The sequence below is a fragment of the Streptomyces sp. NBC_01260 genome (assembly GCF_036226405.1).
GTDB lineage: Bacteria > Actinomycetota > Actinomycetes > Streptomycetales > Streptomycetaceae > Streptomyces > Streptomyces laculatispora.
Window position 1 is genome coordinate 1,964,740 of the sequence record NZ_CP108464.1, and the last position, 22,527, is coordinate 1,987,266.

The following is a 22,527-nucleotide window of genomic DNA, read 5'->3' on the forward strand; positions in this document are numbered from 1 at the left end:
AACCGCTCTCAGCCCTCCCGTACCGCTGCTCCCACGTAACCCGTCAGCCTCCCAGTTCCACCAGGAGCGGGGGTGCGTGCTCGCCGTCGACCGTGGTCAGGGAGAGCACCGCGTGACCGGCCGCCAATTCGTAGGCCAGCCCCGAGGCGGACCAGCGCTCCCGCTCGACCTGGCGCACGGTCACGGCGTCCGTGGTCACGGCCTTGCCGGTGGCCAGCTTCCGCAGGGCGTGCAGGGCCCGGGTGAGCGGCTGGTCGGCGAAGACGCCGTGCTGGGCGACCTCCCGGACCTCCACCCATTCCTTGCCCCATGCCTCGGCGAAGCGTTTGCCGTCCCAGGTGGAGACGCCGGAGAAGGCCATGTTGCAGCCGACCGAGCCGAGCAGGGCGGTGTGCAGTGCCTCGGGCACGTCGTCCAGGGTCCGGAGCGCGAGGACCGCCCCCGCGTTGACGGAGCGCAGCCGCCGGATGCCACGGACGGTTTCGGCGGTGACGGTGTGGGTGGCGTCGTCCAGGACCAGGCAGACGAACAGCGAACGGTCGGAGCGGGCCGCGGTGATCGCGTTGAACTGGGCGAGGACGAGGCGGGCCAGTACGTGGGAGGCCTCGGCGTGAGCCCGCTCCGGCAGCTCGATGCGGACCCGCAGCGGGTGCTGTTCCAGGGACCGCAGCGAGAACGGCCGGGCGTCGTCACCGGTGGAGAAGAATCCGGCGAAGGCCGGCCGGTCGAGCACGGCGATCCGGTCGGCGAGCACGGCCGCCGGGTCTCCCGCACCGCCCGTCTGCCGGGTCCGGGCGTCCAGCTCGCGCAGCATCGCGCGATGGCCGCCCGCCTCCAGGGCCTGGCGCAGGGCGGTCAGCGCGGTGACGGAGCCCTCCAGGAGTTCACGGAGTTCGGGTACGCCGGGGAATCTGCCGTGGACGGTGCGGTAGGGGCCGAGAAGCTGGCCGAGAACGGTGCCCGCACGCCTGCTGTCCAGGCCCGGGATGTCGCCGACCAGCCCCTCCGCGAGGGCGGTCGCGGCCTCGTCGGGGTCGGTGGTGCCGCCGTAGAGGTCGAAGTCGTGCACGGATGCGGGGTCACCGATCCTGACGACGACGTCGTAGGCGTCGTCCGGCCCCAGCTGGGCACCCGCCCCGCCGACGGCGAGCACCGCCGCCTGGCCGGTGAGCGCCCTGATGGCGAGGGATTCGATGACCGGGCGGACCACCCCGGCGGTCTTCCCCGAGCCGGGTGGCCCCACCGCCAGGAGCGAGGTTCCCAGCGACGCGGGCTCCAGGGCCAGGCCCGAACCGCGGCGCGGATAGGGGTTGCGCGGGTCGTCCGCGCAGCCGCCGATCCGGACCTGGCCCGTGAGCGGGTCGTGCGGGGCGGTACGCAGCGGCAGATCGCGGTGGCCCGAGGGGTGCAGGTAGGCGCCCGCACCCTTGCGGAGCACGGTTTCGGTGAAGGATTCGAGGCGATCGGGGCGGGTCCGGGCGACGGCCCAGGCGTGGCGCAGCCGTACGCAGTCCACATCGTTCATCCGGCCGGTGTGCACGGCCGCCGTGAGCGCCTCCGCGGCGTCCACCCGGCCTGCGGCCCGCAGCTCGGGCCAGTCCGCCAGGGCCGGACCGGGCTGCGCGGGAGCCCGGTCCGGCAGGCCGGGAGCGGTCCGGGGCTGCTGCGGCGGCTGCTTCCGAAGGCGCCCCAGGAGGGGGCCGAGCTCCACCGACCACTGGCCGATTCTGGCGAAGGGCCACACGATCGCGGTGCCGATCAGCGCGTAGAGCACGATCGAGACGAACAGCGCCGCGTACTGGTTGCCGCCCCCCTGCATCAAGCCGGTGGGCACCGCGGGCAGGAGTACGTCCGCGAGCGGCACCCGCCGGGTCCATACGAGCCATACGGTGAGCAGCGCGCCGGTTGCCGAGGTCACGAACCTGGCCCGGTCCAGGTGTGGGCCCGCGAAGTAGCGGAAGAGGCGTGCCCAGCCGCCGATCCGGGCTGCCCAGAAGCCCAGGGCGAGCACGAGGACCTGGTAGTAGAGCGTGGTGGAGTTGACCACCAGCGCGGGCGCGTCGTCCCGGAGGCCGCCGAACGACCACCACTGGGGCCCGGTGATGATCTCGATCGGCTTGAACACATAGGGAACGGCGCGCTCGGTGAGCAGCAGCCACAGCAGGAGCCACAGGGCCAGCGTCGCGGCGGGCCCCACCAGCGAGGGGCGCGGCGGCCGCTCGGCGGGCCGTGGCACGTAGGCGTACCGCCACACGCCCGGATCGCTGTCGGGGCGCGGCGCGTTCAGCCAGTCGGCCGTCGGCGGTCCCGTACCGGCGGCCCGGTACCGGCCGGGCGGAGTCACGGGCCGGCCGGGCGGAATCGCGGTCGGAGCCATGGCGGAGGGCTCCACCGCGGGCGGCGGCACCGTCGGAGGGAACGTCGGCGGGGCCGTGGGCGGCGGGCCGGCCGGGTGCGGCACGGCGCTTCCCGGCCCGCCGGGGCGGCCGTCGGGCGGCTGCGCACCCCGCGTGCCCCGGGCGCCGTACGTGCCTTCGTTGTCCATGAACCGTTGCCCCCTGACCAGCCAGGTCCGACCGCTGCACGGCCAATCTAGTGCGCGGGCACGGTGAGTTCAGCAAGGCGCCCGGATAGTGACGGGGAAGGGGCCGCCCCGTCACTGTCACGCCTTCTGTCCGCCGCGGACAAGGACACGCCTCTCATCACTCCCGATCGGAGCATGCCCGCGCCCCGCCCCCACCCCTAGCCTGCAGAAAGATAAGCGTCCGAAACACCCCCCAGGAGCCCCGCATGACCGCTATTCCGCAGGAGCGCCGCGTCGTCACCGCCATTCCCGGCCCGAAGTCGGCGGAGCTGCAGGCCCGCCGCCTCGCGACGGTCGCCGCCGGTGTGGGCTCCACGCTGCCGGTGTTCACCGCCCGTGCCGGTGGCGGGATCATCGAGGACGTGGACGGCAACCGGCTGATCGACTTCGGCTCCGGTATCGCCGTGACGTCGGTGGGCGCCTCCGCCGAGGCCGTGGTGCGGCGCGCGTCCGCGCAGCTCGCCGACTTCACCCACACCTGTTTCATGGTCACTCCGTACGAGGGCTACGTCGAGGTCTGTGAGCAGCTCGCCGAGCTGACGCCGGGCGACCACGCGAAGAAGTCGGCGCTGTTCAACTCGGGCGCCGAGGCCGTCGAGAACGCGGTGAAGATCGCCCGTGCGTACACCAAGCGCACCGCCGTCGTCGTCTTCGACCACGGCTACCACGGCCGGACCAACCTCACGATGGCGCTGACGGCGAAGAACATGCCGTACAAGCAGGGCTTCGGCCCGTTCGCGCCCGAGGTCTACCGGGTGCCGGTGGCGTACGGCTACCGCTGGCCGACCGGTGCCGAGAACGCCGGTGCGGAGGCCTCCGCCCAGGCCATCGACCAGATCACCAAGCAGATCGGCGCGGACAACGTCGCCGCGATCATCATCGAGCCGGTGCTCGGCGAGGGCGGGTTCATCGAGCCGGCCAAGGGCTTCCTCCCGGCGATCGCGCAGTTCGCCAAGGACAACGGCATCGTCTTCGTCGCCGACGAGATCCAGTCCGGCTTCTGCCGCACCGGCCAGTGGTTCGCCTGCGAGGACGAGGGCATCGTCCCCGACCTGATCACCACCGCCAAGGGCATCGCGGGCGGCCTCCCGCTCTCCGCGGTCACCGGCCGCGCCGAGATCATGGACGCCGCGCACTCCGGCGGCCTCGGCGGCACCTACGGCGGGAACCCGGTCGCCTGCGCCGGGGCCCTCGGCGCCATCGAGACGATGCGCGAGCTGGACCTGAACGGGAAGGCGAAGCGCATCGAGGAGGTCATGAAGGTCCGGCTCGCGCAGATGCAGGCGAAGCTGCCGAACGGTGACCTCATCGGTGACATCCGGGGCCGCGGCGCGATGATCGCGATCGAGCTGGTGAAGTCCGGCACCAAGGACCCCAACCCGGAGGTGGCCGGGCAGCTCGCCAAGGCCTGCCACGCCGAGGGTGTGCTGGTGCTCACCTGCGGCACGTACGGCAACGTCCTGCGCTTCCTGCCGCCGCTGGTGATCGGCGAGGACCTGCTGAACGAGGGCCTCGACGTGATCGAGCAGGCCTTCGCCACCGTCTGAGGCCCACTGGGTCCCGGAGCGGCCCAAAGCGGCGCGCGGCGTTTTCTCCGGGGATGACCGGCGCCCGCGTGAGGGCCTGTGAAGAAGGTGTGCGGGGGCGATGGCGGGATACCGTTCCCGCTGTCGGTCCCCCCATCGCCTGACGTACGGTTTCCGCAGATGAGAGAAACACCCCGCCCGCAGGGGACTGCGGGCGATACCGGGTCGGAGCTCCCCCAGCGCCGTCCTGGTCGTGCCTTCGCGCACACCACTGGAGCCCCGGGCTCCGGAACTCCTCACCGATCGGATGGCCGCCCGCCCCACACCCCCCGGGGCGCGCGGCACGCCGGTCCGACCGTCCGTCCCGGAACAACCCCCCCTGTTCCGGGACGGACGGCTCTTCTCATTTCCGTGGTGTCGGGCCTGCTGGCCCTGTTCGCGCTCACCACCTGGCAGATCGCGGCCGACGGCCCGCTGCGCGGCCTCGACGAGCGCACCGGCCGGGCCCTCGTCGGTCACGGCCCGGCCCGGCTCACCGAATTCCTTGCCGACCTCGGCAGTACGCAGGCCGCGCTTCCGGTGCTGGGCTGCGCGATCGTCTGGTCACTGGTGCGCGGCGCACGCCGGGAACCGTTCACCGCCGCGCTCACCATGGCCGCGGTGCCGCTGCTCGTCGTCCCGCTCAAGGACTGGATCGCCCGCCCCGGGCCGCTGACCGACGCCACCGGCTACTACCCGTCGGGCCATGCGGCGACCGCCGCGGTGGCGTACGGGGCCGCGGCGCTGCTGCTCGCCCCGTATGTGAGGCGCCCATGGATGATGCCCGTCGCCGCCGTCCTGCTGACGGCGGCGACGGGCATCGGTCTGGTGCTGCGCGGCTATCACTGGCCGCTGGACGTGCTGGGCAGCTGGTTCCTGTGCGGGCTGCTGCTCCTCCCGCCGGTGCTCAGCCGCCGAAGTAGGCGTCGAAGTTCTTCGAGAACGCCCACTGGTTGAAGCGGTCCCAGTTGATCGACCAGGTCATCAGTCCGCGGAGTCCCGACCAGGTGCCGTGAGTGGCGTACGAGCCGCAGTCGGTCTTCTTCGTCAGGCAGTTCAACGCCTTGGTGACCTCGGCGGGCGAGGTGTGGCCGTTGCCCGCCTGCGTGGAGGCCGGCAGGCCGATCGAGACCTGGTCGGGGCGCAGGCCGGGGAAGACCTTGGTCTGGTCGCCCGCCACCGGGAAGCCGGTCAGCAGCATGTCGGTCATCGCGATATGGAAGTCGGCGCCGCCCATCGAGTGGTACTGGTTGTCCAGACCCATGATGGAGCCCGAGTTGTAGTCCTGGACGTGCAGCAGGGTGAGGTCGTCGCGCAGGGCGTGGATCACCGGGAGGTAGGCCCCGGCGCGCGGGTCCTGGCCGCCCCACGGGCCCGAGCCGTAGTACTGGTAGCCGAGCTGCACGAAGAAGGTCTCGGGGGCCATGGTGAGGACGAACTTGTCGCCGTACTTGGCCTTGAGGGTCTTCACCGCGGAGATCAGGTTGACGATGACCGGCGTGGTGGGGCTGCGGAAGTCGGTGTCGCCGGTGTTCAGCGAGAGCGAGTGGCCCTCGAAGTCGATGTCCAGTCCGTCCAGACCGTACTCGTCGATGATCTTGCTGACCGAGGAAACGAAGGTGTCACGGGCGGCGGTGGTGGCGAGCTGCACCTGTCCGTTCTGGCCGCCGATGGAGATCAGCACCTTCTTGCCCGCGGCCTGCTTGGCCTTGATGGCCGCCTTGAACTCGGCCGCCGACTCGACGTTCGGGCACTCGGCGACCGGGCAGAGCGAGAAGCGGATGTCGCCCGAGGTGACGGAGGTCGGCTCACCGAAGGCCAGGTCGATGACGTCCCAGGAGTCGGGCACGTCCGCCATCCGGGTGTAGCCGGAGCCGTTGGCGAAGCTGGAGTGCAGATAGCCGACGAGGGCGTGGGCCGGCAGGTCCGTGCCGCCGCCTCCCCCGCTGCTGCCGGTCTTGGTGGTGGCGGGCACCGCGGCGGACTTGGCGGACTCTCCCGCCGAGTTGGTGGCGGTGACCTGGAAGCTGTACGCGGTCGAGGCCGCGAGGCCCGTCACGGTCGCCGAGGTACCGGTGGCGGAGAGGACCTTCGTACCGCCCTGGTAGACGTTGTAGCCGGTGGCGCCCGCGACAGCCGTCCAGGACAGCGGGACCGAGGACGCGGTGGCCGTGCCGGCCTTGAGGCCCGCGGGTACCGCCGGGAGTGCGACCGGATCACCGCCGGGGCCGATGAGGGTGAGGTCGTCGGCGTAGTAGGCGGGGATGCCGTACCAGCCGTGCGTGTAGACGCTCACCGAGGTGGTGGAAGCGCCGGTCCTGAACGTGGTGGTGAGCTGCTTCCAGGCCCCGGCGGACTGCGTCCAGGTGGACACGTCGGTCGTGCCGGTGCCCTCCGCACCCAGGTAGACGTAGCTGCCCTGCACCCAGGTGCTCAGCGTGTACGTGGAGCCGGGCTTGACCGTCACGGTCTGGGAGCACTTGGCGTAGTCGCTGCCGGCCGGGGTCGCCTTCAGCGCCGAGGTGCCGCCGTGCACGGGGGTGCTGACGGCGGCTCCACTGCCGCCCGAACAGCTCCAGCCGTCCAGGCCGGCCTCGAAGGTTCCGTTGCGCGCCAGATCGGCGTCGGCCGCCGCGGCGCTCGGCGCCGAGGCCGCCAGGCCGCCGGCGGCCAGCAGGGCCGCCGTGAATGCGGCCAGAAGTCCGGTAATGCGGGCGGGGGGTCCCGTGCGTTCCACAACGGCCTCCGTGCAGGGGGGAATTGAGTGTGGCGCGCACAACATGGTCCAGACCAATCCGGTTGTCAAGACCTCTGGCACCCGTCCGCCTCATCAATGTCCCCCGCAGCGACCCCTCCCGCGGCCTCGTGCATCGCGAGTTCCAGCAGCGTGGGGTCGGTGAGTGTGCCCGATCCGTCGGGCGGGATCAGCCAGCGCATCCCACCGGCGGCCCGCCCCGGGTAGGGCACCACGATCTCCCCGGAAGAATCAGCACGTCCCAGCGCCGGCCGGCGGGAAGGAGCGCGATCCCCGCGGATTGCGCTCCCACTCCCACCGACAGGCGCCGGGGTCCGGTGCCACCGACACAAGCCACTCGACCGCTGCCCTGACCCCCGAGCCAGCCATGACCCGCCTCCGTTCCGTATCGCACCGGCAGGGAGTTGCCGGTGCGATACGGGAGAGAGCGGGTCAGGGCCGATCCATGACGCGGGTTCGGCTACCAACCGGTAGTGAACTGGGTCACGGTGGGCCGGCCGGGGGGCGCCGCAGGTCGCGGGCGGCTCAGCTGTCGAAGCCGAGCCCCATCCGGTCCATCGTCCGCAGCCACAGATTGCGGTGGCCGCCGTTGTCGTCGGCCCTGGCCAGGGAGCGCTTCGTCAGCTCGATGCCGGCCCAGGCGAGCGGCTCCGGCGGAAACGGCATCGGCTTGGTGCGCACCATCTCCAGCGTGGTCCGCTCCGTCCGCTCGCCGGCGAGGAGGTCGAGCATCACATCGGCGCCGAACCGGGTGGCTCCGACGCCGAGTCCGGTGTATCCGGCGGCATAGGCGACCCGGCCCTGATGGGCCGTACCGAAGAATGCGGAGAATCGGGAGCAGGTGTCGATCGCACCGCCCCAGGCATGACTGAAACGCACTCCCGCCAATTGCGGGAAGCATTCGAAGAACTGCCCGGCGAGCTTCAGGAACGTTTCCGGCCGCTGGTCGAGATCGGCGCTGAGCCGGCCCCCGTACGGATAGATCGCGTCGTATCCGCCCCACAGGATCCGGTTGTCGGCGGAGAGCCGGAAGTAATGGAACTGGTTGGCGCTGTCCCCCAGCCCCTGCCGGTTCTTCCAGCCGATGGCGGCGAGCTGGTCGGCGGTCAGCGGCTCCGTCATCAGTGCGTAGTCGTAGACCGGGACGGTGTAAGGGCGCACCCGCTTCACGAGCGACGGGAAGATGTTCGTGCCGAGGGCGACGCGGCGGGCGAGCACCTTTCCGTACGGGGTGCGGACCGCCATTCCGGTTCCGGTTCTGACCAGCTCCAGGCCGCGGGTGTGCTCGTAGATCCGTACACCCAGGTCGAGACAGGCCTGCTTGAGGCCCCAGGCCAGCTTGGCGGGGTGCAGCATCGCGACGCCGCGGCGGTCCCAGAGGCCGCCCAGGAATGTCGGTGAGTCGACATGGGCGCGCAGCGCGTCGCCGTCGAGGAACTCGACCCCGTCGAAGCCGCGCCGCTCCAGCTCCTGGTGCCATTCCCGCAGCTCTTCGAGCTGGTGGGGCTGGGTGGCGACATCGATTTCACCGGTGCGCTCGAACTCGCAGTCGATGCCGTAGCGGGCGACCGCCTCCTCGATGGCGTCGAGGTTGCGCTCCCCCAGCTCCTCCAGCTTCTTGATCTCGTCGGGCCAGCGCTCCAGCCCGTTGGGCAGGCCGTGGGTGAGGGAGGCGGCACAGAATCCGCCGTTGCGGCCCGAGGCGGCCCAGCCCGTCTCGTGCCCCTCGATCAGTACGACATCGCGTTCCGGTTCGCGCTCCTTGGCGAGCAGCGCGGTCCACAGTCCGCTGTAGCCGGCGCCGATGACGAGGAGATCGCAGTGCTCGTCGCCGGTGAGCGCGGGAAGCGCCTCGGGCCTGCCGGGGTCGTCCAGCCAGAACGAGAGCGGCTTCGCGTCGGCGAGTGACTGGGCGGCGGTGCTCATGGCAACTGGGGCCATGGTTTCCAACTCCTTCGGGACTTTCAGGGTCGTGCGCTGTTCTTACGCCGGTTCGCGATCAGCTGGCCGGCGAGAACCACCAGTACCGCAATGATGAACATTGCCGTACCGATGACGTTGATCTGCACGGGCGTGCCGCGCTGTGCCGAGCCCCAGACGAACATGGGGAAGGTCACGGTCGAGCCCGCGTTGAAATTGGTGATGATGAAATCGTCGAAGGAGAGCGCGAATGCGAGCAGCGCTCCCGCGGCGATTCCGGGGGCGGCGATCGGCAGGGTCACCCGTACGAAGGTCTGTACCGGCCCGGCGTACAGATCGCGCGCCGCCTCCTCCAGCCTGGGGTCCATCGACATGACCCGCGCCTTGACCGCCGTCACGACGAAGCTGAGGCAGAACATGATGTGCGCGATGAGGATCGTCCAGAAGCCCAGCTGCGCGCCCATGTTGAGGAACAGCGTGAGCAGCGACGCGGCCATGACGACCTCGGGCATCGCCATCGGCAGGAAGATCAGCGAGTTGATCGCGCCGCGCGCCCGGAAGCGGTAGCGGACCAGGGCGAACGCGATCATCGTGCCGAGCACGGTCGCGCCGACCGTGGCCCAGAAGGCGATCTGGAGGGAGAGCGAGAGCGAGCCGCACATGTCGGCCACGCCGCAGGGGTCCTTCCAGGCATCCACCGAGAAGCGCTGCCAGGAGTAGTTGAACCGCCCGTTGGGCTTGTTGAAGGAGAACACCATCACGACGATGTTCGGAAGGATCATGTAGGCGAGGGTCAGCAGACCCGCGATGACGATGATATGGCGTCGCAGCCAGCGCAGTACGGGCATCAGACCAGGTCCTCCGTCCCGGAGCGGCGGATGTAGAGGGAGACCGCGATCAGGACGACCGCCATGAGGATGAAGGAGAGCGCGGCCGCCGTCGGATAGTCGAGGACGCGCAGGAACTGGGTCTGGATCACGCTGCCGACCATCTTGGTGTCGGTGGAGCCGAGCAGTTCCGCGTTCACGTAGTCACCGCTGGCCGGGATGAAGGTCAGCAGGGTGCCGGAGACCACGCCCGGCATGGAGAGCGGGAACGTCACCTTGCGGAAGGTGGTGGCGGGGGTGGCGTACAGGTCCCCGGCCGCCTCGTGCAGCCGGCCGTCGATCCGCTCGAGCGAGGTGTAGAGCGGCAGGATCATGAACGGCAGGAAGTTGTACGTGAGACCGCAGACCACCGCCATCGGCGTGGCCAGCACCCGGTTGGACTCGGTCCAGCCGAGCCAGCTGGTGACGTCCAGGACGTGCAGGGTGTTCAGTACGTCGACGACCGCGCCGCCGTCCGCGAGGATCGTCTTCCAGGCGAGCGTACGGATCAGGAAGCTGGTGAAGAACGGTGCGATGACCAGCACCAGCACCAGGTTGCGCCAGCGGCCGGCCTTGAACGCGATGAGGTAGGCGAGCGGGTAGCCGAGCAGCAGGCACAGGATCGTCGCGGTGCCCGCGTACAGCAGGGACCGGATGAACTGCGGGTAGTAGTCGGTCAGCGCGTCCCAGTACGTCTGGAAGTGCCAGGTGACCTCGAACCCCTTCTCCAGGGATCCGGTCTGTACGGAGGTCGACCCCTGGTAGATCAGTGGCAGCGCGAAGAAGACGACGAGCCACAGGATGCCGGGGAGCAGCAGCCAGTAGGGGACGAGGCGCTTGCGGGTGGAGGGCTTGCGCGTCTTCGGCTCCTCGACGGGAGCGGGCGGCGCCTCCTGGGTGACGCTCACGCCGCGTCCTCCACCGTCTCCACGCCGGCGTCGATGTCCTGGGTGGCGTCCAGGCCGAAGGTGTGCGCCGGGTTCCAGTGCAGGACGACCTCGGCACCGGCGGTGAGCCCCGCGCGCCGATCGACGTTCTGCTCGTACACATGGAGCGCCTTGCCGGCCGGGCTCTCCACCACGTACTGCGTGGAGACGCCGATGAAGCTGGAGTCGACGATCCGTCCGGTGACCCGGTTGCGGCCCTCCGCTATCGCGTCCGCGTCGTCGCGGTGCGCGAGGGAGATCTTCTCGGGGCGGATGCCGAGCAGCAGCTTGCCGCCGTTCGCGGTCGGCGCCGGACAGCGGCCGGTGGGCAGCCGCAGCTTCCCGCCGCCGGCCGATACGACGATGTCGGTGCCGGTGGAGACGACTTCGCCCTCGATGAGGTTCGAGGTGCCGAGGAAGTTGGCGACGAACGTCGTCCTCGGGTTCTCGTAGAGATCGGCGGGGTCGCCCAGCTGCTCGACCCGGCCGCCGTTCATCACCGCGACGGTGTCGGCCATGGTCATGGCCTCCTCCTGGTCGTGGGTGACATGGACGAACGTGATGCCGACCTCGGTCTGGATGCGCTTGAGTTCCAGCTGCATCTGGCGGCGCAGCTTGAGGTCGAGGGCGCCGAGCGGCTCGTCGAGGAGCAGCACCTGCGGGTGGTTGATCAGGGCGCGGGCGACGGCGACGCGCTGTTGCTGGCCGCCGGAGAGCTGGTGCGGTTTGCGCCGGGCGAAGTCGCCGAGCTGGACGAGCTCCAGCATGTCGTCGACCTGCTTCTTGACCGACTTGATGCCGCGCCGGCGCAGTCCGAAGGCGACGTTCTCCGTGATGTCGAGGTGCGGGAAGAGCGCGTAGCTCTGGAAGACCGTGTTGACGGGCCGCTTGTACGGGGGGAGGTCGGTGATGTCCCGGCCGCCGAGCGAAACGGTGCCGGTGGTGGCCTCCTCCAGACCCGCGATCATCCGCAGGGTGGTGGTCTTGCCGCAGCCGGACGCGCCGAGCAGCGCGAAGAAGGAGCCCTGCGGGACGGTCAGATCGAGCGGTTGGACGGCGGCGAAGGAGCCGTACGTCTTGCTGATCCCGGTGAGGCGGACATCGCCGCCTGTCTGCTGCTGTGTCATGGATCGCAGTCCCAGTGGTGTCAGAGATCAGGGGGGGAGGGCGTGGCGTCAGGCGCCGATGAGCTTGGCGAACTTCTCCTCGTACGCCGTCTCTTCCTCGGCGGTGAGGGACCGGAAGGCGTGCGAGGCGGACGCCATCTTCTTGTCCGGGAGAATCAGCGGGTTGTCGGCCATCGACCGGTCGATCTTGGCCAGTTCCTCGCGGACGCCGTCGACCGGGCAGACGAAGTTGATGTAGGCGGCGAGCTCGGCGGCGACCGGTGGCCGGTAGTAGTGGTCGATGAGCTTCTCGGCGTTGGTCTTGTGCCGTGCCTTCACCGGGACCAGCATGTTGTCGCTGGATATGACGTAGCCCGCGGCGGGTATCGCGTACTTGATGTCCGGGTTCCCGGCCTGGAGCTGGATGATGTCGCCGGCCCAGGCGACGCAGGCGGCGATGTCGCCCTTGTCGAGGTCCGCGGTGTAGTCGTTGCCGGTGAAACGGCGGATCTGGTTTCTGTCGACGCCCTTCTGGAGCCGCCCGATCGCGGCGTCGTAGTCGGCGTCGGTGAAGGTGCCGGGGTCCTTGCCCATGTCGAGCAGGGTCATGCCGATGGAGTCGCGCATCTCCGAGAGGAAGCTGACCCGGCCCTTGAGCTGGGGGTCGTCGAGCAGCTGGCTGACGGAGTCGATCCTGCGGCCGCCGGTCGCCTTGGAGTTGTAGGCGATGACGGTGGGAATCCCGGCCCAGGGGTAGGAGTAGGCGCGGCCGGGGTCCCAGTCGGGGGAGCGGAACTGGGCCGAGAGGTTGGCGTAGGCGTGCGGCAGATTCGACGGGTCGAGCTTCTGCGCCCAGCCGAGGCGGACGATGCGGGCGGCCAGCCAGTCCGTGACGCAGATGATGTCGCGGCCGGTGTCCTGGCCGGCCGCGAGCTGCGGCTTGATCTTGCCGAAGAACTCGACGTTGTCGTTGATGTCCTCGGTGTACTTGACCTTGATCCCGGTCCGCTGGGTGAACTGCTCCAGGGTGGGCCGGTGCTTGCCGTCGTCGGTGACGTCCATGTACTCGGTCCAGTTGGAGAAGTTGACCTGCTTCTCCTTGGCCGAGTGGTCGTCGGAGGCCGCCGCGGCGTCGCCCTCCCGCTTCGCGGGAGGGATTCCGCACGCGCTGAGCGCGCCCAGTCCGCCGAGCGTGAGCGCGCCGGTACCGGAGGCGCGCAGCAGCGATCGGCGGGTGAGTGCTCCCCTGCCGCTGGTCAGAGTGCGACGCATCGCGGCCAGCTGGGCCGCCGAGAGACGCTCGGGCTCGTACTGCTCCATGCGCGTTGCCCTTTCGGGTGGGTGTGCGGCCGGAACGGCCGGGTTATCGGTCCCCGAAGATCGTGCGGTGCCAGTCCTTGCGGGCGACCGCGGTGTTGTCGTACATGACGTGCTTGACCTGCGTGTACTCCTCGAAGGAGTACGACGACATGTCCTTGCCGAAGCCGCTGGCCTTGTACCCGCCGTGCGGCATCTCACTGATGATCGGAATGTGGTCGTTCACCCAGACACAGCCCGCCTTGATCTCGCGGGTGGCGCGGTTGGCCCGGTACAGGTCGCGGCTCCAGGCGGAGGCGGCGAGCCCGTAGGGGGTGTCGTTGGCCAGCGCGATGCCTTCGTCGTCGGTGTCGAAGGGCAGCACGACCAGGACCGGGCCGAAGATCTCGGACTGGACGATCTCGCTGTCCTGGGCCGCTCCGGCGACCAGGGTCGGCCGGTAGTAGGCGCCGTCGGACAGTTCGCCGCCGGGGGCCTCGCCGCCGGTGACGACGGTGGCGTAGGCGCGGGCGCGCTCGACGAATCCGGCGACCCGGTCGCGCTGGGCGTGGCTGATCAGCGGGCCGAGGTCGGTGTCCGGGGCGAACGGGTCGCCGACCCGGACGGTCTCCATCAGCTCGGCGACCCCCTGCACGAAGGCGTCGTACAGCGGGCGCTGGACGTAGGCGCGGGTGGCCGCCGTGCAGTCCTGGCCGGTGTTGATGAGGGAGCCGGCGACCGCTCCGTTGACCGCGGCCTCCAGGTCGGCGTCGTCGAAGACCAGGAAGGGGGCCTTGCCGCCGAGTTCGAGGTGGAGCCGCTTGACGGTGGAGGTGGCGATCTCGGCGACCCGCTTGCCGACGGCGGTGGATCCGGTGAAGGAGGTCATCACGACGTCGGGGTGGCCGACGAGGTGTTCTCCGGCGTCCTTGCCGGCGCCGGTGACGATGTTGATCACGCCGTCCGGGATGCCCGCCTCGGTGGCCGCCTGCGCGAACATCAGCGAGGTCAGCGGGGTGATCTCGGCGGGCTTGAGCACGATGGTGTTGCCCGCGGCGATGGCCGGGAGGACCTTCCAGGCCGCCATCTGGAGCGGGTAGTTCCAGGGGGCGATGGAGCCGATGACGCCGATCGCCTCACGCCGTACGTACGAGGTGTGGTCGCCGTCGTACTCGGCGGCGGACTTGCCCTCCAGATGGCGGGCGGCGCCCGCGAAGAACGAGGTGTTGTCGACCGTTCCGGGCACATCGAACTCGGTGGAGAGCTTGACCGGCTTGCCGCACTGGAGGGACTCGGCGTACGCGAAGTCGTCCGCCTGCTCGGCGAGGACGGCGGCGAAGCGGTGCATCGCCTCGGACCGCTCGGCCGGGGTGGCCCCCGACCAGCCGGGGAAGGCCGCACGTGCGGCGGCGACGGCCGCGTCGACATCGGCGGTGCCCGCCAGCTCGTACGTGTAGACGGTCTTGCCCGTGGCCGGGTTGACCACGTCGTGGCTGCGTCCCGATGTGCCGGGTCGCAGTCTTCCGCCGATGTACTGCGCGCCGTCCGCGAAGCGGTCCTGTACCTGGAAGCTGTTGCCCATCACGCTCTCCTCCGCCGCTGTCCCCGGAGTGCGGGTGCGGCGTAGCTTCTGCTCGATTTGAGTGCCGATCCTGACAGAGGGGACCCAGCCCAACAAGGGATTCCGTTGTTGCCTTTTGGTTACGCAACGGAATCTGTCGACCATGTGTCGCGTCAGTGCGGAATTCCCCGTACGTAGTGTCAGTGGCGGATGCCAGACTCGCGTGTCATGGAGCACATCAGCGACCTCGTCGCGCGGGCCGGCCGGGGCGAGAAAGTGAAGTATCTGAGGTTCTGGGGGCACCGGCCGCGGGCCGACGGCACGATCGGCGCGAGCTGCCTCAGTCAGTGGTGGCCGTCGCCGTTCACGGTGGACGGGGTGACGTACGCGTCGGCCGAGCACTGGATGATGGCCGGCAAGGCGCGGCTGTTCGGTGACGCCGCGGCGGCGCAAACGGCGGTGGCGGCGAAGAGTCCGGCCGAGGCGAAGAAGGCGGGGCGGCTGGTCCGCGGTTTCGACGAGGCCGTCTGGGAGCGCGAGCGGTACGCGCTCGTGGTGGCGGGCAGCCTCCACAAATTCGGCCAGGATCCGGCGCTGCGGGAGTTCCTGCTGGCCACCGGCGACCGGGTACTGGTCGAGGCGAGCCCGATGGACCGGATCTGGGGCATCGGGCTGGCCGCGGACGATCCGCGTGCGCAGGACCCGGCGGCCTGGCGGGGGCTGAATCTGCTCGGGTTCGCGCTGATGGACGCGCGGACCGGGCTGCGTGCCGGGCTGCCTGCCGCGACGGGGACCATATGAAACGGCCCGTGGGGCGGCGGGATGAATTCCCGCCGCCCCACGGATGACCGGCGACCTAGCGCACCACTCCGACCGGGGAATCCACGACCAGGGAAGCCGACATCGGCTCGTACCCGGAGTCGCTCTCCTCCTCGAAGTGTTCGCTGGTGGCGGCCCAGATGACCATCCCGAGGAACGCGGCACTGACGACGATGCCGATCGAGCCGAGGATGATGCCGGCGAGGGCCACTCCGCCGTTGTCGGCCTCGCCCCGGTTGACCCGGCCCCGGCCTATCAGACCGAAGATCAGCGCGAGGATGCCGAGGATGACGCCGAGCCCGTACATGCAGAAGACCGCCACCGCGATGATGCCGAGCACCATGGAGGCGATCCCCAGCCCGTTCGCGGGCTGGGGCCCGCCCCAGGCGTTCTGGCCGTAGCCGGGGTATCCCGGGTAGCCGCCGTACTGCGGGGCCTGCGGGGCCGGGTAGCCGTACTGGCCGGCGGGCTGCTGGGGCGGTGCCGCGGCCGGGTAGCCGTACTGGCCGGCGTGCGGCGGGGCCGGCTGACCTGGACCGTTCGGGCCGACCGGCGGTGGCGGCACGGCCCCCGGGCCGTACCAGCCGCCGGGGCCGGACGGCTGCCCCGCTTCAGGCGGGGCACCGAAGCCGGCCATGGGCGCGGGGCCGTTCCCGGTGCCCGGCTGCCCGCTCGCGTCCGGCGCGGGGCCCGTTCCGGTGGGCGGCATCGGTGTGACGGCCTGCTGGTCGTGGACGGCCGGCGGGCGGGTGTCAGCGGTGTCCTTCTTGTCCAGCGGCACCCTGTTGTCCGGCGGAGCCCACGGATCGCGCGGCACGGCCCCGTCCGCGGGCTGCTCTGTGTTGTCTGACATGGGCCTCCCCCATCGTGATGCCCGTCATGCTACGGCCAGCCCCCGTCCTACGATGACTTCCGTCCCCTGCCCGGTTCCCACGCGTATCCGGGCCCCGCACCACCCCCTGCCCCCGGAGGATCCGATGACCGATCTGCACCCCTTCATCGCGGGGCTGCCCAAGGCCGAACTCCACGTCCACCACGTCGGGTCGGCCTCGCCCCGCATCGTCGCCGAACTCGCCGCGCACCACCCCGACTCCAAGGTCCCCACCGCCCCCGAGGCGCTGGCCGACTACTTCTCCTTCACGGACTTCGGCCACTTCATCGAGGTCTACCTCTCGGTCGTGGACCTGGTCCGTACCCCGGAGGACGTCCGGCTGCTGACCTTCGAGATCGCCCGCGACATGGCGCGGCAGAACATCCGTTACGCGGAACTGACCGTCACCCCCTTCTCCTCGACCCGCCGCGGCATTCCGGAACAGGGCTTCATGGAGGCCATAGAGGACGCCCGCAAGGCGGCCGAGGCCGAGCTCGGGGTGATACTGCGCTGGTGCTTCGACATCCCCGGCGAGGCCGGACTCGAAGCCGCCGAGGAGACCACCCGGCTCGCCGTGGACCTGCGGCCGGAGGGGCTCGTCTCGTTCGGCCTCGGCGGCCCGGAGATCGGGGTGGACCGCCCGCAGTTCAAGCCGTACTTCGACCGTGCCATCGCCGAGGGCCTGCACTCCGTACCGCACGCCGGCGAGACCACCGGACCGCAGACCGTCTGGGACGCGCTGACCGCGCTGCGTGCCGAGCGCATCGGCCACGGCACCAGCTCCGTCCGTGACCCGAAGCTGCTGGAGCACCTCGCCGAGCACCGCGTCGCCCTGGAGGTCTGCCCCACGTCGAACATCGCGACCCGCGCGGTGGCGGACATCGAGCAGCACCCGGTCCGCGAGATGGTGGAGGCCGGTGTGCTGGTCACGATCAACAGCGACGACCCGCCCATGTTCGGCACCGACCTCAACAACGAGTACGGGGTGGCGGCCCGGCTCCTCGGCCTCGACGAGCGGGGGCTCGCCGCGCTCGCGAAGAACGCCGTCGAGGCGTCCTTCCTCGACCCGGCCGGCAAGCGCACGCTGTCCGACGAGATCGACACGTACACGACGAACTGGCTGGGGCGAACCGGCCGGTAACCACGGGTGGTGACAATGGCCCCATGCCCACCCCTGTCACCGCCGTCGCCCATCGCGGCGATCCGTACCGCGTCCGCGAGAACACCCTCCCCTCGATCCGCTCCGCCCTCGAACGGGGGGCGGACGCGGTCGAGGTCGACGTCCGGGTCACCCGCGACGGCGTGCCGGTCCTGCTGCACGACGCCACTCTGAAGCGGCTGTGGGGCCATGACCTGCGGCTGGACCGGCTCACCCGGCAGGAGCTGACCGAGCTGACGGCGGGCGGCGTGCCGACGCTGCGCGAGGCGCTGCTCGCCCTCGGGGCGCACCGTGTCATGGTCGATCTGCCCGGCTCCACCGAGGCCTCGGTGCGGAACATCGTCAAAACGGTCCGGGAGTGCGGGGCCGGGGAGCGGGCCTACTACTGCGCGGGCCCGGAGGCGATGCTGCGGGTACGGGCCGCCGATCCGTCCGCCGAGATCGCGATGACCTGGACGACCCTCGTACCGCCGCGAGCGGCGCTGCTGGAGGCGGTACGGCCGCGCTGGCTGAACTACCGGTTCGGGCTGGTGAGCCAGGAGCTGACGGACCGCAACCACCGGGACGGGCTGCTGGTCTCGGCCTGGACTGCGGACACCGGGCGCACCATGCGCCGGCTGCTCCGCCAGGGCGTGGACTCCATCACCACCAACCGGATCGATGTGCTGCACACCGTGATCGGCAACTCCGCGGGCGACGCCGCCCCTTGATCGGTCCGGCATCATGGACGCACCTCATCGTCCCGATGCCAGGCCCGGCGCCAGAGGAGCAGACGTGTCCGTCCCCCGAAGCAACTCCCGTCCTGCCCGCGTCCGTTCCGACGTCGCCCACAACGCCCGGGTCTGGAACTACTGGCTCGGCGGCACGGACCACTTCCCGGTGGACCGGGCCGTCGGCGACCGGGTCACCGGCATGTATCCCAGCATCGGCGAAGTGGCGCGGGCCGACCGGGCGTTCCTGGGCCGGGCGGTGCGGTATCTGGCCGGTGACGCGGGCATCGGCCAGTTCCTGGACATCGGCACCGGTCTGCCGACCGCGGAGAACACCCATGAGGTCGCCCAGCACACCGCGCCCGACGCCCGGGTCGTGTACGTCGACAACGACCCGATCGTCCTGGCGCACGCCCGCTCGCTGCTCACCAGTTCGCCGGAGGGCGCGACCGAGTACATCGAGGCGGACGCCCGCCACCCCGGGCAGATCCTGCGGGCGGCCCGGCCGACGCTCGACCTGGAGCGGCCGGTCGCGGTCATGCTCCTCGGCATCCTCAGCTTCGTCCTCGACACGGACGAGGCGCTGCGCATCGTCCGGCAGCTGATGGACGCGGTGCCGTCCGGCAGCTATCTGGTCCTCACCCATCCCACGCTGGAGCTGGGCGGCGAGGGCAACGAGGCGGCGATGCGGTTCTGGAACGAGAACGCCACGCCCCCGATCACCGCCCGCACCCGCTTCGAGTTCGCCGCGTTCCTGAGCGGTCTGGACCTCGTCGAGCCGGGCATCGTCTCGTGCGCGCGCTGGCGCCCCGCACCGGGCTCCGGCGGGCCCGAGGTCGCCCAGTTCGGCGCCGTGGCGCGGAAGCGGTAGTGGACGCGGGGCGGTGGTGGCGCCGGGCACGGGTGCTCGCGAGACCGGGTCCGTGGGCGACCGACGTCGGGGTCGCCCTGCTGGTGCAGGCCGCGGTGCCGGTGCCCCGGACACCGAGGCGCTGAGCTCCGGGGTCCACGAGCGCGGGGCTGACCTCATGGAAGCTGGGCGGCCACCAGGTCTGGGGCAAGACCGGTGGCCGCTGGGGCTGCAACGCGGGGATAGGGGCCTCGCGCGATCTCTCCCGCACGCTCGCCCCCAGCGTCAACTCGACCGATGCGAAGGGGCAGGACACCAAGGACGTGGTCATGGAACTCATCGTCGCGGCCTTCGGCGCACCGTCGGCCGGGTGACTCGCACCGCGGGGGCAATCGCCTGCGCGGGCACCGGCTCCACCGTCCGCTCCATGCCGCGGACCGGATCGCGGTACGGACGACGCGCGAGGCCGAGGAGTTCAGCAGATCCTCGGCCCGGCGCGGTGCGTGGACGAGCGGAAAGGCGGTCAGCCCGTTCAGTACCGGACAGACGATGAAGACGACCAACCACACGCGCATACGCCGCCGCAGGGTACGTCGCCCGCTCATGTCTCCGGCGTGCGCCCGTGTTCACCGGCCCGTTGCGTCACCTCTGGCAGGGCTCACAGGCCGACGATGGCGTTCCACTTCTTGGCGTACTCGGTGCGCTCCTCGGAGGTGATGTCGCGGGCGATGGCGAGCCGCTTGCGCATGGCGTCGTCGGGGAAGATCAGCGGGTCCTCGGCGAGCGCGGCGGTCTCCTCGTCCTTGGAGGAGGCCAGTACCTCGCGGGCGGCCGGGACCGGGCAGACGTAGTTGACCCAAGTCGCCAGTTCGGCGGCGACCTCGGGCTCGTAGTAGTAGTCGACGAGCTTCTCAGCGTTGCGCTTGTGGTGGGCGAGGTTGGGGATCATGAGTGATTCCGCCCAGAGCTCGGCCCCTTCCTCGGGCACCACGAACTCGATCTCGGGGTTGTCCGCCTGGAGCTGGATGACATCGCCGGAGTAGGCCTGGCAGGCGAGCACATCGCCGGTGGAGAGGTCCTTGATGTAGTCGTTGCCTGTGAAGCGGCGGATGTGCTTGGTCTTCACCAGCTTCTCCACCTGCTCGCAGATGTCGTAGAAGTCGTCGCGCTTCCAGCGGGTGATGTCGATGCCGTTGCCCTGCATCAGCAGGGCGAAGGACTCGTCGAGTCCGGAGAGCAGCGTCACCTTGCCGCGCAGGTCGTGCGCCCACAGGTCGCTCAGGTGCTGGATCTCGCGGCCGAGCTTCTTGCGGTTGTAGGCAATGCCGGTGATCCCGGACTGCCAGGGCACGCTGTGGGTGCGGCCCCTGTCGAAGGCGGGCGAGCGCAGCTGCGGATCGAGGTACTTCGCCACATTGGGCTGCTTGGCCCGGTCCATCTCCTGGACCCAGCCGAGCCGGACGAACCGGGCGGCCATCCAGTCGCTCATGACGATGAGGTCACGCCCGGTCTGCTGGTGGTTCATCAGCGCGGGGCTGATCTTCCCGAAGAACTCGTCGTTGTCGTTGATCTCCTCGGTGTACGTGACGGAGATCCCGGTGCGCTTGCTGAAGGCGTCCAGGGTGGGCCGCTTCGACTGGTTCTCGTCGTCGGTGTCGATGTAGAGCGGCCAGTTGGCGAAGTGCAGGGTGTGGTCCCTGGCGGAGGAGTCGCGTCCGGCACGGTCACCGGGCTCCACATAGGCGGCGGGCACTCCGCAGCCGGCCAGCGTGACACCGGCCGCCCCCGCCCCGAGGGCGCGGAGCAGGGACCGGCGGGACATGGGGTTCTTCGGGATTGCTCGCACCTGCGCAGGATGCCGGGCGGCGGGTACCGCAGGCAATGGACCAACCGTCCAGCGGTGGCCGCCCACCGCGCACACCCTGTCGATGCCGGGCGGGGCCGGGAGCACGGATGCGGCCCCGGGCAGGAGCCCGGGGCCGCATCCGTACGGGTCGCCGCGGCGGTCAGCCGTCGAGCGAGGTCATGACGTGCTTGATCCGGGTGTAGTCCTCGAAGCCGTAGGCGGAGAGGTCCTTGCCGTAGCCGGACTTCTTGAACCCGCCGTGCGGCATCTCGGCGACGAGCGGGATGTGGGTGTTGATCCACACACAGCCGAAGTCGAGGTTCTTGGACATCCGCATGGCGCGGGAGTGGTCCTTGGTCCACACCGAGGAGGCGAGGGCGTACTCGACGCCGTTCGCCCACTCCAGCGCCTGCGCCTCGTCCCTGAAGGACTGGACGGTGATGACCGGGCCGAAGACCTCGTTCTGGATGATCTCGTCGTCCTGCTTGAGGCCGGAGACGACGGTCGGGGCGTAGAAGTAGCCCTTCTCGCCGACCCGGTGGCCGCCCGCCTCGACCTTGGCGTGGGCGGGGAGCCGCTCGATGAAGCCGCTGACCTGGGCGAGCTGGTTGGCGTTGTTGAGCGGGCCGTAGAGCACGTCCTCGTCGTCCGGCTGCCCGGTCTTCGTGTCGGCGGCGGCCTTGGCCAGCGCGGTGACGAACTCGTCGTGGATGGACTCGTGGACCAGGACGCGGGTCGCGGCGGTGCAGTCCTGCCCTGCGTTGAAGTAGCCGGCGACCGAGATGTCCTCGACGGCCTTGGCGATGTCGGTGTCCTCGAACACGACGACCGGCGCCTTGCCGCCGAGCTCCAGGTGGACGCGCTTGACGTCCTTCGCGGCGGACTCGGCGACCTGCATACCGGCCCGTACCGAACCGGTGATGGAGGCCATCGCCGGGGTCCGGTGCTCCACCATCGCGCGGCCGGTGTCGCGGTCGCCGCAGATGACGTTGAAGACGCCCTTGGGCAGGATCTGCCCGATGATCTCGGCGATCAGCACGGTGGACGCCGGGGTGGTGTCGGACGGCTTGATGACGACGGTGTTGCCCGCGGCGAGCGCCGGGGCGAACTTCCAGACGGCCATCATCATCGGGTAGTTCCACGGCGCGACCTGGGCGCAGACACCGACCGGCTCGCGGCGGACGATGGAGGTGAGCCCCTCCATGTACTCGCCGGCCGAACGGCCCTCCAGCAGCCGGGCGGCACCCGCGAAGAAGCGGATCTGGTCGACCATCGGCGGGAGTTCCTCGGTGCGGGTGAGCCCGACCGGTTTGCCGGTGTTCTCGGACTCGGCCGCGATGAGGTCCTCGGCGCGCTCCTCGAAGGCGTCCGCGATCTTCAGCAGGGCGCGCTGGCGCTCGGCGGGGGTGGCGTCGCGCCAGGCCGGGAAGGCCGCGGCGGCGGCGTCCATGGCGGCATCGACATCGGCGCCGCCGGAGAGCGGTGAGGTCGCGTAGACCTCTTCCGTCACCGGGTTGACCACGTCGATGGTCCGCCCGTCGGCGGCGTCACGGAACTCTCCGTTGATGTAGTTGCGCAGACGGCGCACCTCGGTGGTCACAGCCGGCCCTCCTGCTCTGAAGTCCAATGGGTGAGACGCCCAGCGTAGTCGCTCGGGTAACGCTTTCGACATACCCAACCGCCGTGAACTTCG

The 22,527-nt window shown here is 70.4% G+C and carries 17 protein-coding genes and 1 pseudogene; 6 read left to right on the forward strand and 12 right to left on the reverse strand.

From position 1 onward, the window contains the following. Positions 1–43: 43 nt before the first annotated feature. Positions 44–2,545 (reverse strand): ATP/GTP-binding protein, encoded by a 2,502-nt coding sequence (locus OG322_RS08485; RefSeq protein WP_124285350.1) that lies wholly within the window; start codon positions 2,543–2,545, stop codon positions 44–46. A 245-nt stretch (positions 2,546–2,790) separates the two neighbouring features. Here OG322_RS08485 and gabT point away from each other — a divergent pair, with 245 nt between their 5' ends. Then, entirely contained in the window at positions 2,791–4,131 is a 1,341-nt protein-coding gene (gabT, locus tag OG322_RS08490) for a 4-aminobutyrate--2-oxoglutarate transaminase (protein WP_123462583.1), read from the forward strand. Between the two features lie 159 nt (positions 4,132–4,290). Continuing rightward, a complete protein-coding gene (locus OG322_RS08495; RefSeq protein ID WP_241200241.1) occupies positions 4,291–5,106 on the forward strand; it encodes a phosphatase PAP2 family protein in 816 nt (271 codons plus the stop codon). Here OG322_RS08495 and OG322_RS08500 read toward each other — a convergent pair. From OG322_RS08500 to OG322_RS08535, 8 genes and pseudogenes are all read right to left on the reverse strand, one after another. Next, positions 5,057–6,886, reverse strand: coding sequence for a chitinase (locus OG322_RS08500; RefSeq protein WP_123462581.1), 1,830 nt, complete (start codon positions 6,884–6,886; stop codon positions 5,057–5,059). The two genes, OG322_RS08495 and OG322_RS08500, sit on opposite strands and share 50 nt — an antisense overlap. Before the next feature lie 65 nt (positions 6,887–6,951). Beyond that, positions 6,952–7,273: pseudogene (locus tag OG322_RS08505) on the reverse strand (hypothetical protein). A gap of 156 nt (positions 7,274–7,429) precedes the next feature. Continuing rightward, entirely contained in the window at positions 7,430–8,845 is a 1,416-nt protein-coding gene (locus tag OG322_RS08510; RefSeq protein ID WP_124285349.1) for an NAD(P)/FAD-dependent oxidoreductase, read from the reverse strand. 23 nt (positions 8,846–8,868) lie between these two features. Then, positions 8,869–9,672, reverse strand: coding sequence for an ABC transporter permease (locus OG322_RS08515; RefSeq protein ID WP_123462577.1), 804 nt, complete (start codon positions 9,670–9,672; stop codon positions 8,869–8,871). Then, positions 9,672–10,598: an ABC transporter permease gene (locus tag OG322_RS08520; protein ID WP_123462575.1), complete on the reverse strand. Its 927-nt coding sequence runs from the start codon at positions 10,596–10,598 to the stop codon at positions 9,672–9,674. The genes OG322_RS08515 and OG322_RS08520 overlap by 1 nt, the downstream gene beginning before the upstream one ends. Further along, complete coding sequence (locus tag OG322_RS08525) at positions 10,595–11,743, reverse strand: ABC transporter ATP-binding protein (protein WP_123462573.1); 1,149 nt, start codon at positions 11,741–11,743, stop codon at positions 10,595–10,597. Before OG322_RS08525 ends, OG322_RS08520 begins: the two co-directional genes overlap by 4 nt. Before the next feature lie 48 nt (positions 11,744–11,791). Next, complete coding sequence (locus tag OG322_RS08530; protein ID WP_123462571.1) at positions 11,792–13,042, reverse strand: polyamine ABC transporter substrate-binding protein; 1,251 nt, start codon at positions 13,040–13,042, stop codon at positions 11,792–11,794. Between the two features lie 43 nt (positions 13,043–13,085). Further along, positions 13,086–14,600, reverse strand: coding sequence for a gamma-aminobutyraldehyde dehydrogenase (locus tag OG322_RS08535; protein ID WP_124285348.1), 1,515 nt, complete (start codon positions 14,598–14,600; stop codon positions 13,086–13,088). A gap of 207 nt (positions 14,601–14,807) precedes the next feature. Between OG322_RS08535 and OG322_RS08540 the strand changes: the two genes are divergently transcribed. Continuing rightward, positions 14,808–15,380 (forward strand): NADAR family protein, encoded by a 573-nt coding sequence (locus OG322_RS08540; protein ID WP_185095451.1) that lies wholly within the window; start codon positions 14,808–14,810, stop codon positions 15,378–15,380. 55 nt (positions 15,381–15,435) lie between these two features. Here the strand turns inward: OG322_RS08540 and OG322_RS08545 are convergent, their stop codons facing one another. Continuing rightward, positions 15,436–16,251 carry a DUF4190 domain-containing protein gene (locus OG322_RS08545; protein ID WP_123462564.1) on the reverse strand — a complete coding sequence of 272 codons (816 nt, stop codon included), beginning with the start codon at positions 16,249–16,251 and terminating at the stop codon, positions 15,436–15,438. Between the two features lie 124 nt (positions 16,252–16,375). On the opposite strand from OG322_RS08545, the gene OG322_RS08550 reads away from it, so the two are divergent. The 3 genes from OG322_RS08550 to OG322_RS08560 all read left to right on the forward strand — a co-directional run bounded on the left by OG322_RS08550 (position 16,376) and on the right by OG322_RS08560 (position 19,009). Beyond that, positions 16,376–17,410, forward strand: coding sequence for an adenosine deaminase (locus tag OG322_RS08550; protein WP_123462562.1), 1,035 nt, complete (start codon positions 16,376–16,378; stop codon positions 17,408–17,410). A 23-nt stretch (positions 17,411–17,433) separates the two neighbouring features. Beyond that, the gene (locus OG322_RS08555) at positions 17,434–18,138 is read left to right on the forward strand and encodes a glycerophosphodiester phosphodiesterase (protein WP_329306267.1); all 705 of its coding nucleotides are present in this window, start codon (positions 17,434–17,436) and stop codon (positions 18,136–18,138) included. 64 nt (positions 18,139–18,202) lie between these two features. Next, positions 18,203–19,009, forward strand: a complete 807-nt coding sequence (locus OG322_RS08560; protein ID WP_260146854.1) for an SAM-dependent methyltransferase — start codon at positions 18,203–18,205, stop codon at positions 19,007–19,009. A 637-nt stretch (positions 19,010–19,646) separates the two neighbouring features. On the opposite strand, the gene OG322_RS08565 is transcribed toward OG322_RS08560, so the two are convergent. Together OG322_RS08565 and OG322_RS08570 are read right to left on the reverse strand one after the other, a co-directional pair. After that, positions 19,647–20,810 (reverse strand): ABC transporter substrate-binding protein, encoded by a 1,164-nt coding sequence (locus tag OG322_RS08565; RefSeq protein ID WP_123462556.1) that lies wholly within the window; start codon positions 20,808–20,810, stop codon positions 19,647–19,649. Positions 20,811–20,994: 184 nt separating this feature from the next. Then, positions 20,995–22,434 (reverse strand): gamma-aminobutyraldehyde dehydrogenase, encoded by a 1,440-nt coding sequence (locus OG322_RS08570; RefSeq protein WP_123462554.1) that lies wholly within the window; start codon positions 22,432–22,434, stop codon positions 20,995–20,997. Positions 22,435–22,527: the final 93 nt, after the last annotated feature.

Bases quoted from the DNA above. Each gene is read 5' to 3' on its own strand.
- OG322_RS08485 (WP_124285350.1), bottom strand. From the start codon at position 2,545: ATGGACAACGAAGGCACGTACGGCGCCCGGGGCACGCGGGGTGCGCAG.
- gabT (WP_123462583.1), top strand. From the start codon at position 2,791: ATGACCGCTATTCCGCAGGAGCGCCGCGTCGTCACCGCCATTCCCGGC.
- OG322_RS08495 (WP_241200241.1), top strand. From the start codon at position 4,291: ATGAGAGAAACACCCCGCCCGCAGGGGACTGCGGGCGATACCGGGTCG.
- OG322_RS08510 (WP_124285349.1), bottom strand. From the start codon at position 8,845: ATGGCCCCAGTTGCCATGAGCACCGCCGCCCAGTCACTCGCCGACGCG.
- OG322_RS08515 (WP_123462577.1), bottom strand. From the start codon at position 9,672: ATGCCCGTACTGCGCTGGCTGCGACGCCATATCATCGTCATCGCGGGT.
- OG322_RS08525 (WP_123462573.1), bottom strand. From the start codon at position 11,743: ATGACACAGCAGCAGACAGGCGGCGATGTCCGCCTCACCGGGATCAGC.
- OG322_RS08530 (WP_123462571.1), bottom strand. From the start codon at position 13,042: ATGGAGCAGTACGAGCCCGAGCGTCTCTCGGCGGCCCAGCTGGCCGCG.
- OG322_RS08535 (WP_124285348.1), bottom strand. From the start codon at position 14,600: ATGGGCAACAGCTTCCAGGTACAGGACCGCTTCGCGGACGGCGCGCAG.
- OG322_RS08540 (WP_185095451.1), top strand. From the start codon at position 14,808: ATGGAGCACATCAGCGACCTCGTCGCGCGGGCCGGCCGGGGCGAGAAA.
- OG322_RS08545 (WP_123462564.1), bottom strand. From the start codon at position 16,251: ATGTCAGACAACACAGAGCAGCCCGCGGACGGGGCCGTGCCGCGCGAT.
- OG322_RS08550 (WP_123462562.1), top strand. From the start codon at position 16,376: ATGACCGATCTGCACCCCTTCATCGCGGGGCTGCCCAAGGCCGAACTC.
- OG322_RS08555 (WP_329306267.1), top strand. From the start codon at position 17,434: ATGCCCACCCCTGTCACCGCCGTCGCCCATCGCGGCGATCCGTACCGC.
- OG322_RS08565 (WP_123462556.1), bottom strand. From the start codon at position 20,810: ATGTCCCGCCGGTCCCTGCTCCGCGCCCTCGGGGCGGGGGCGGCCGGT.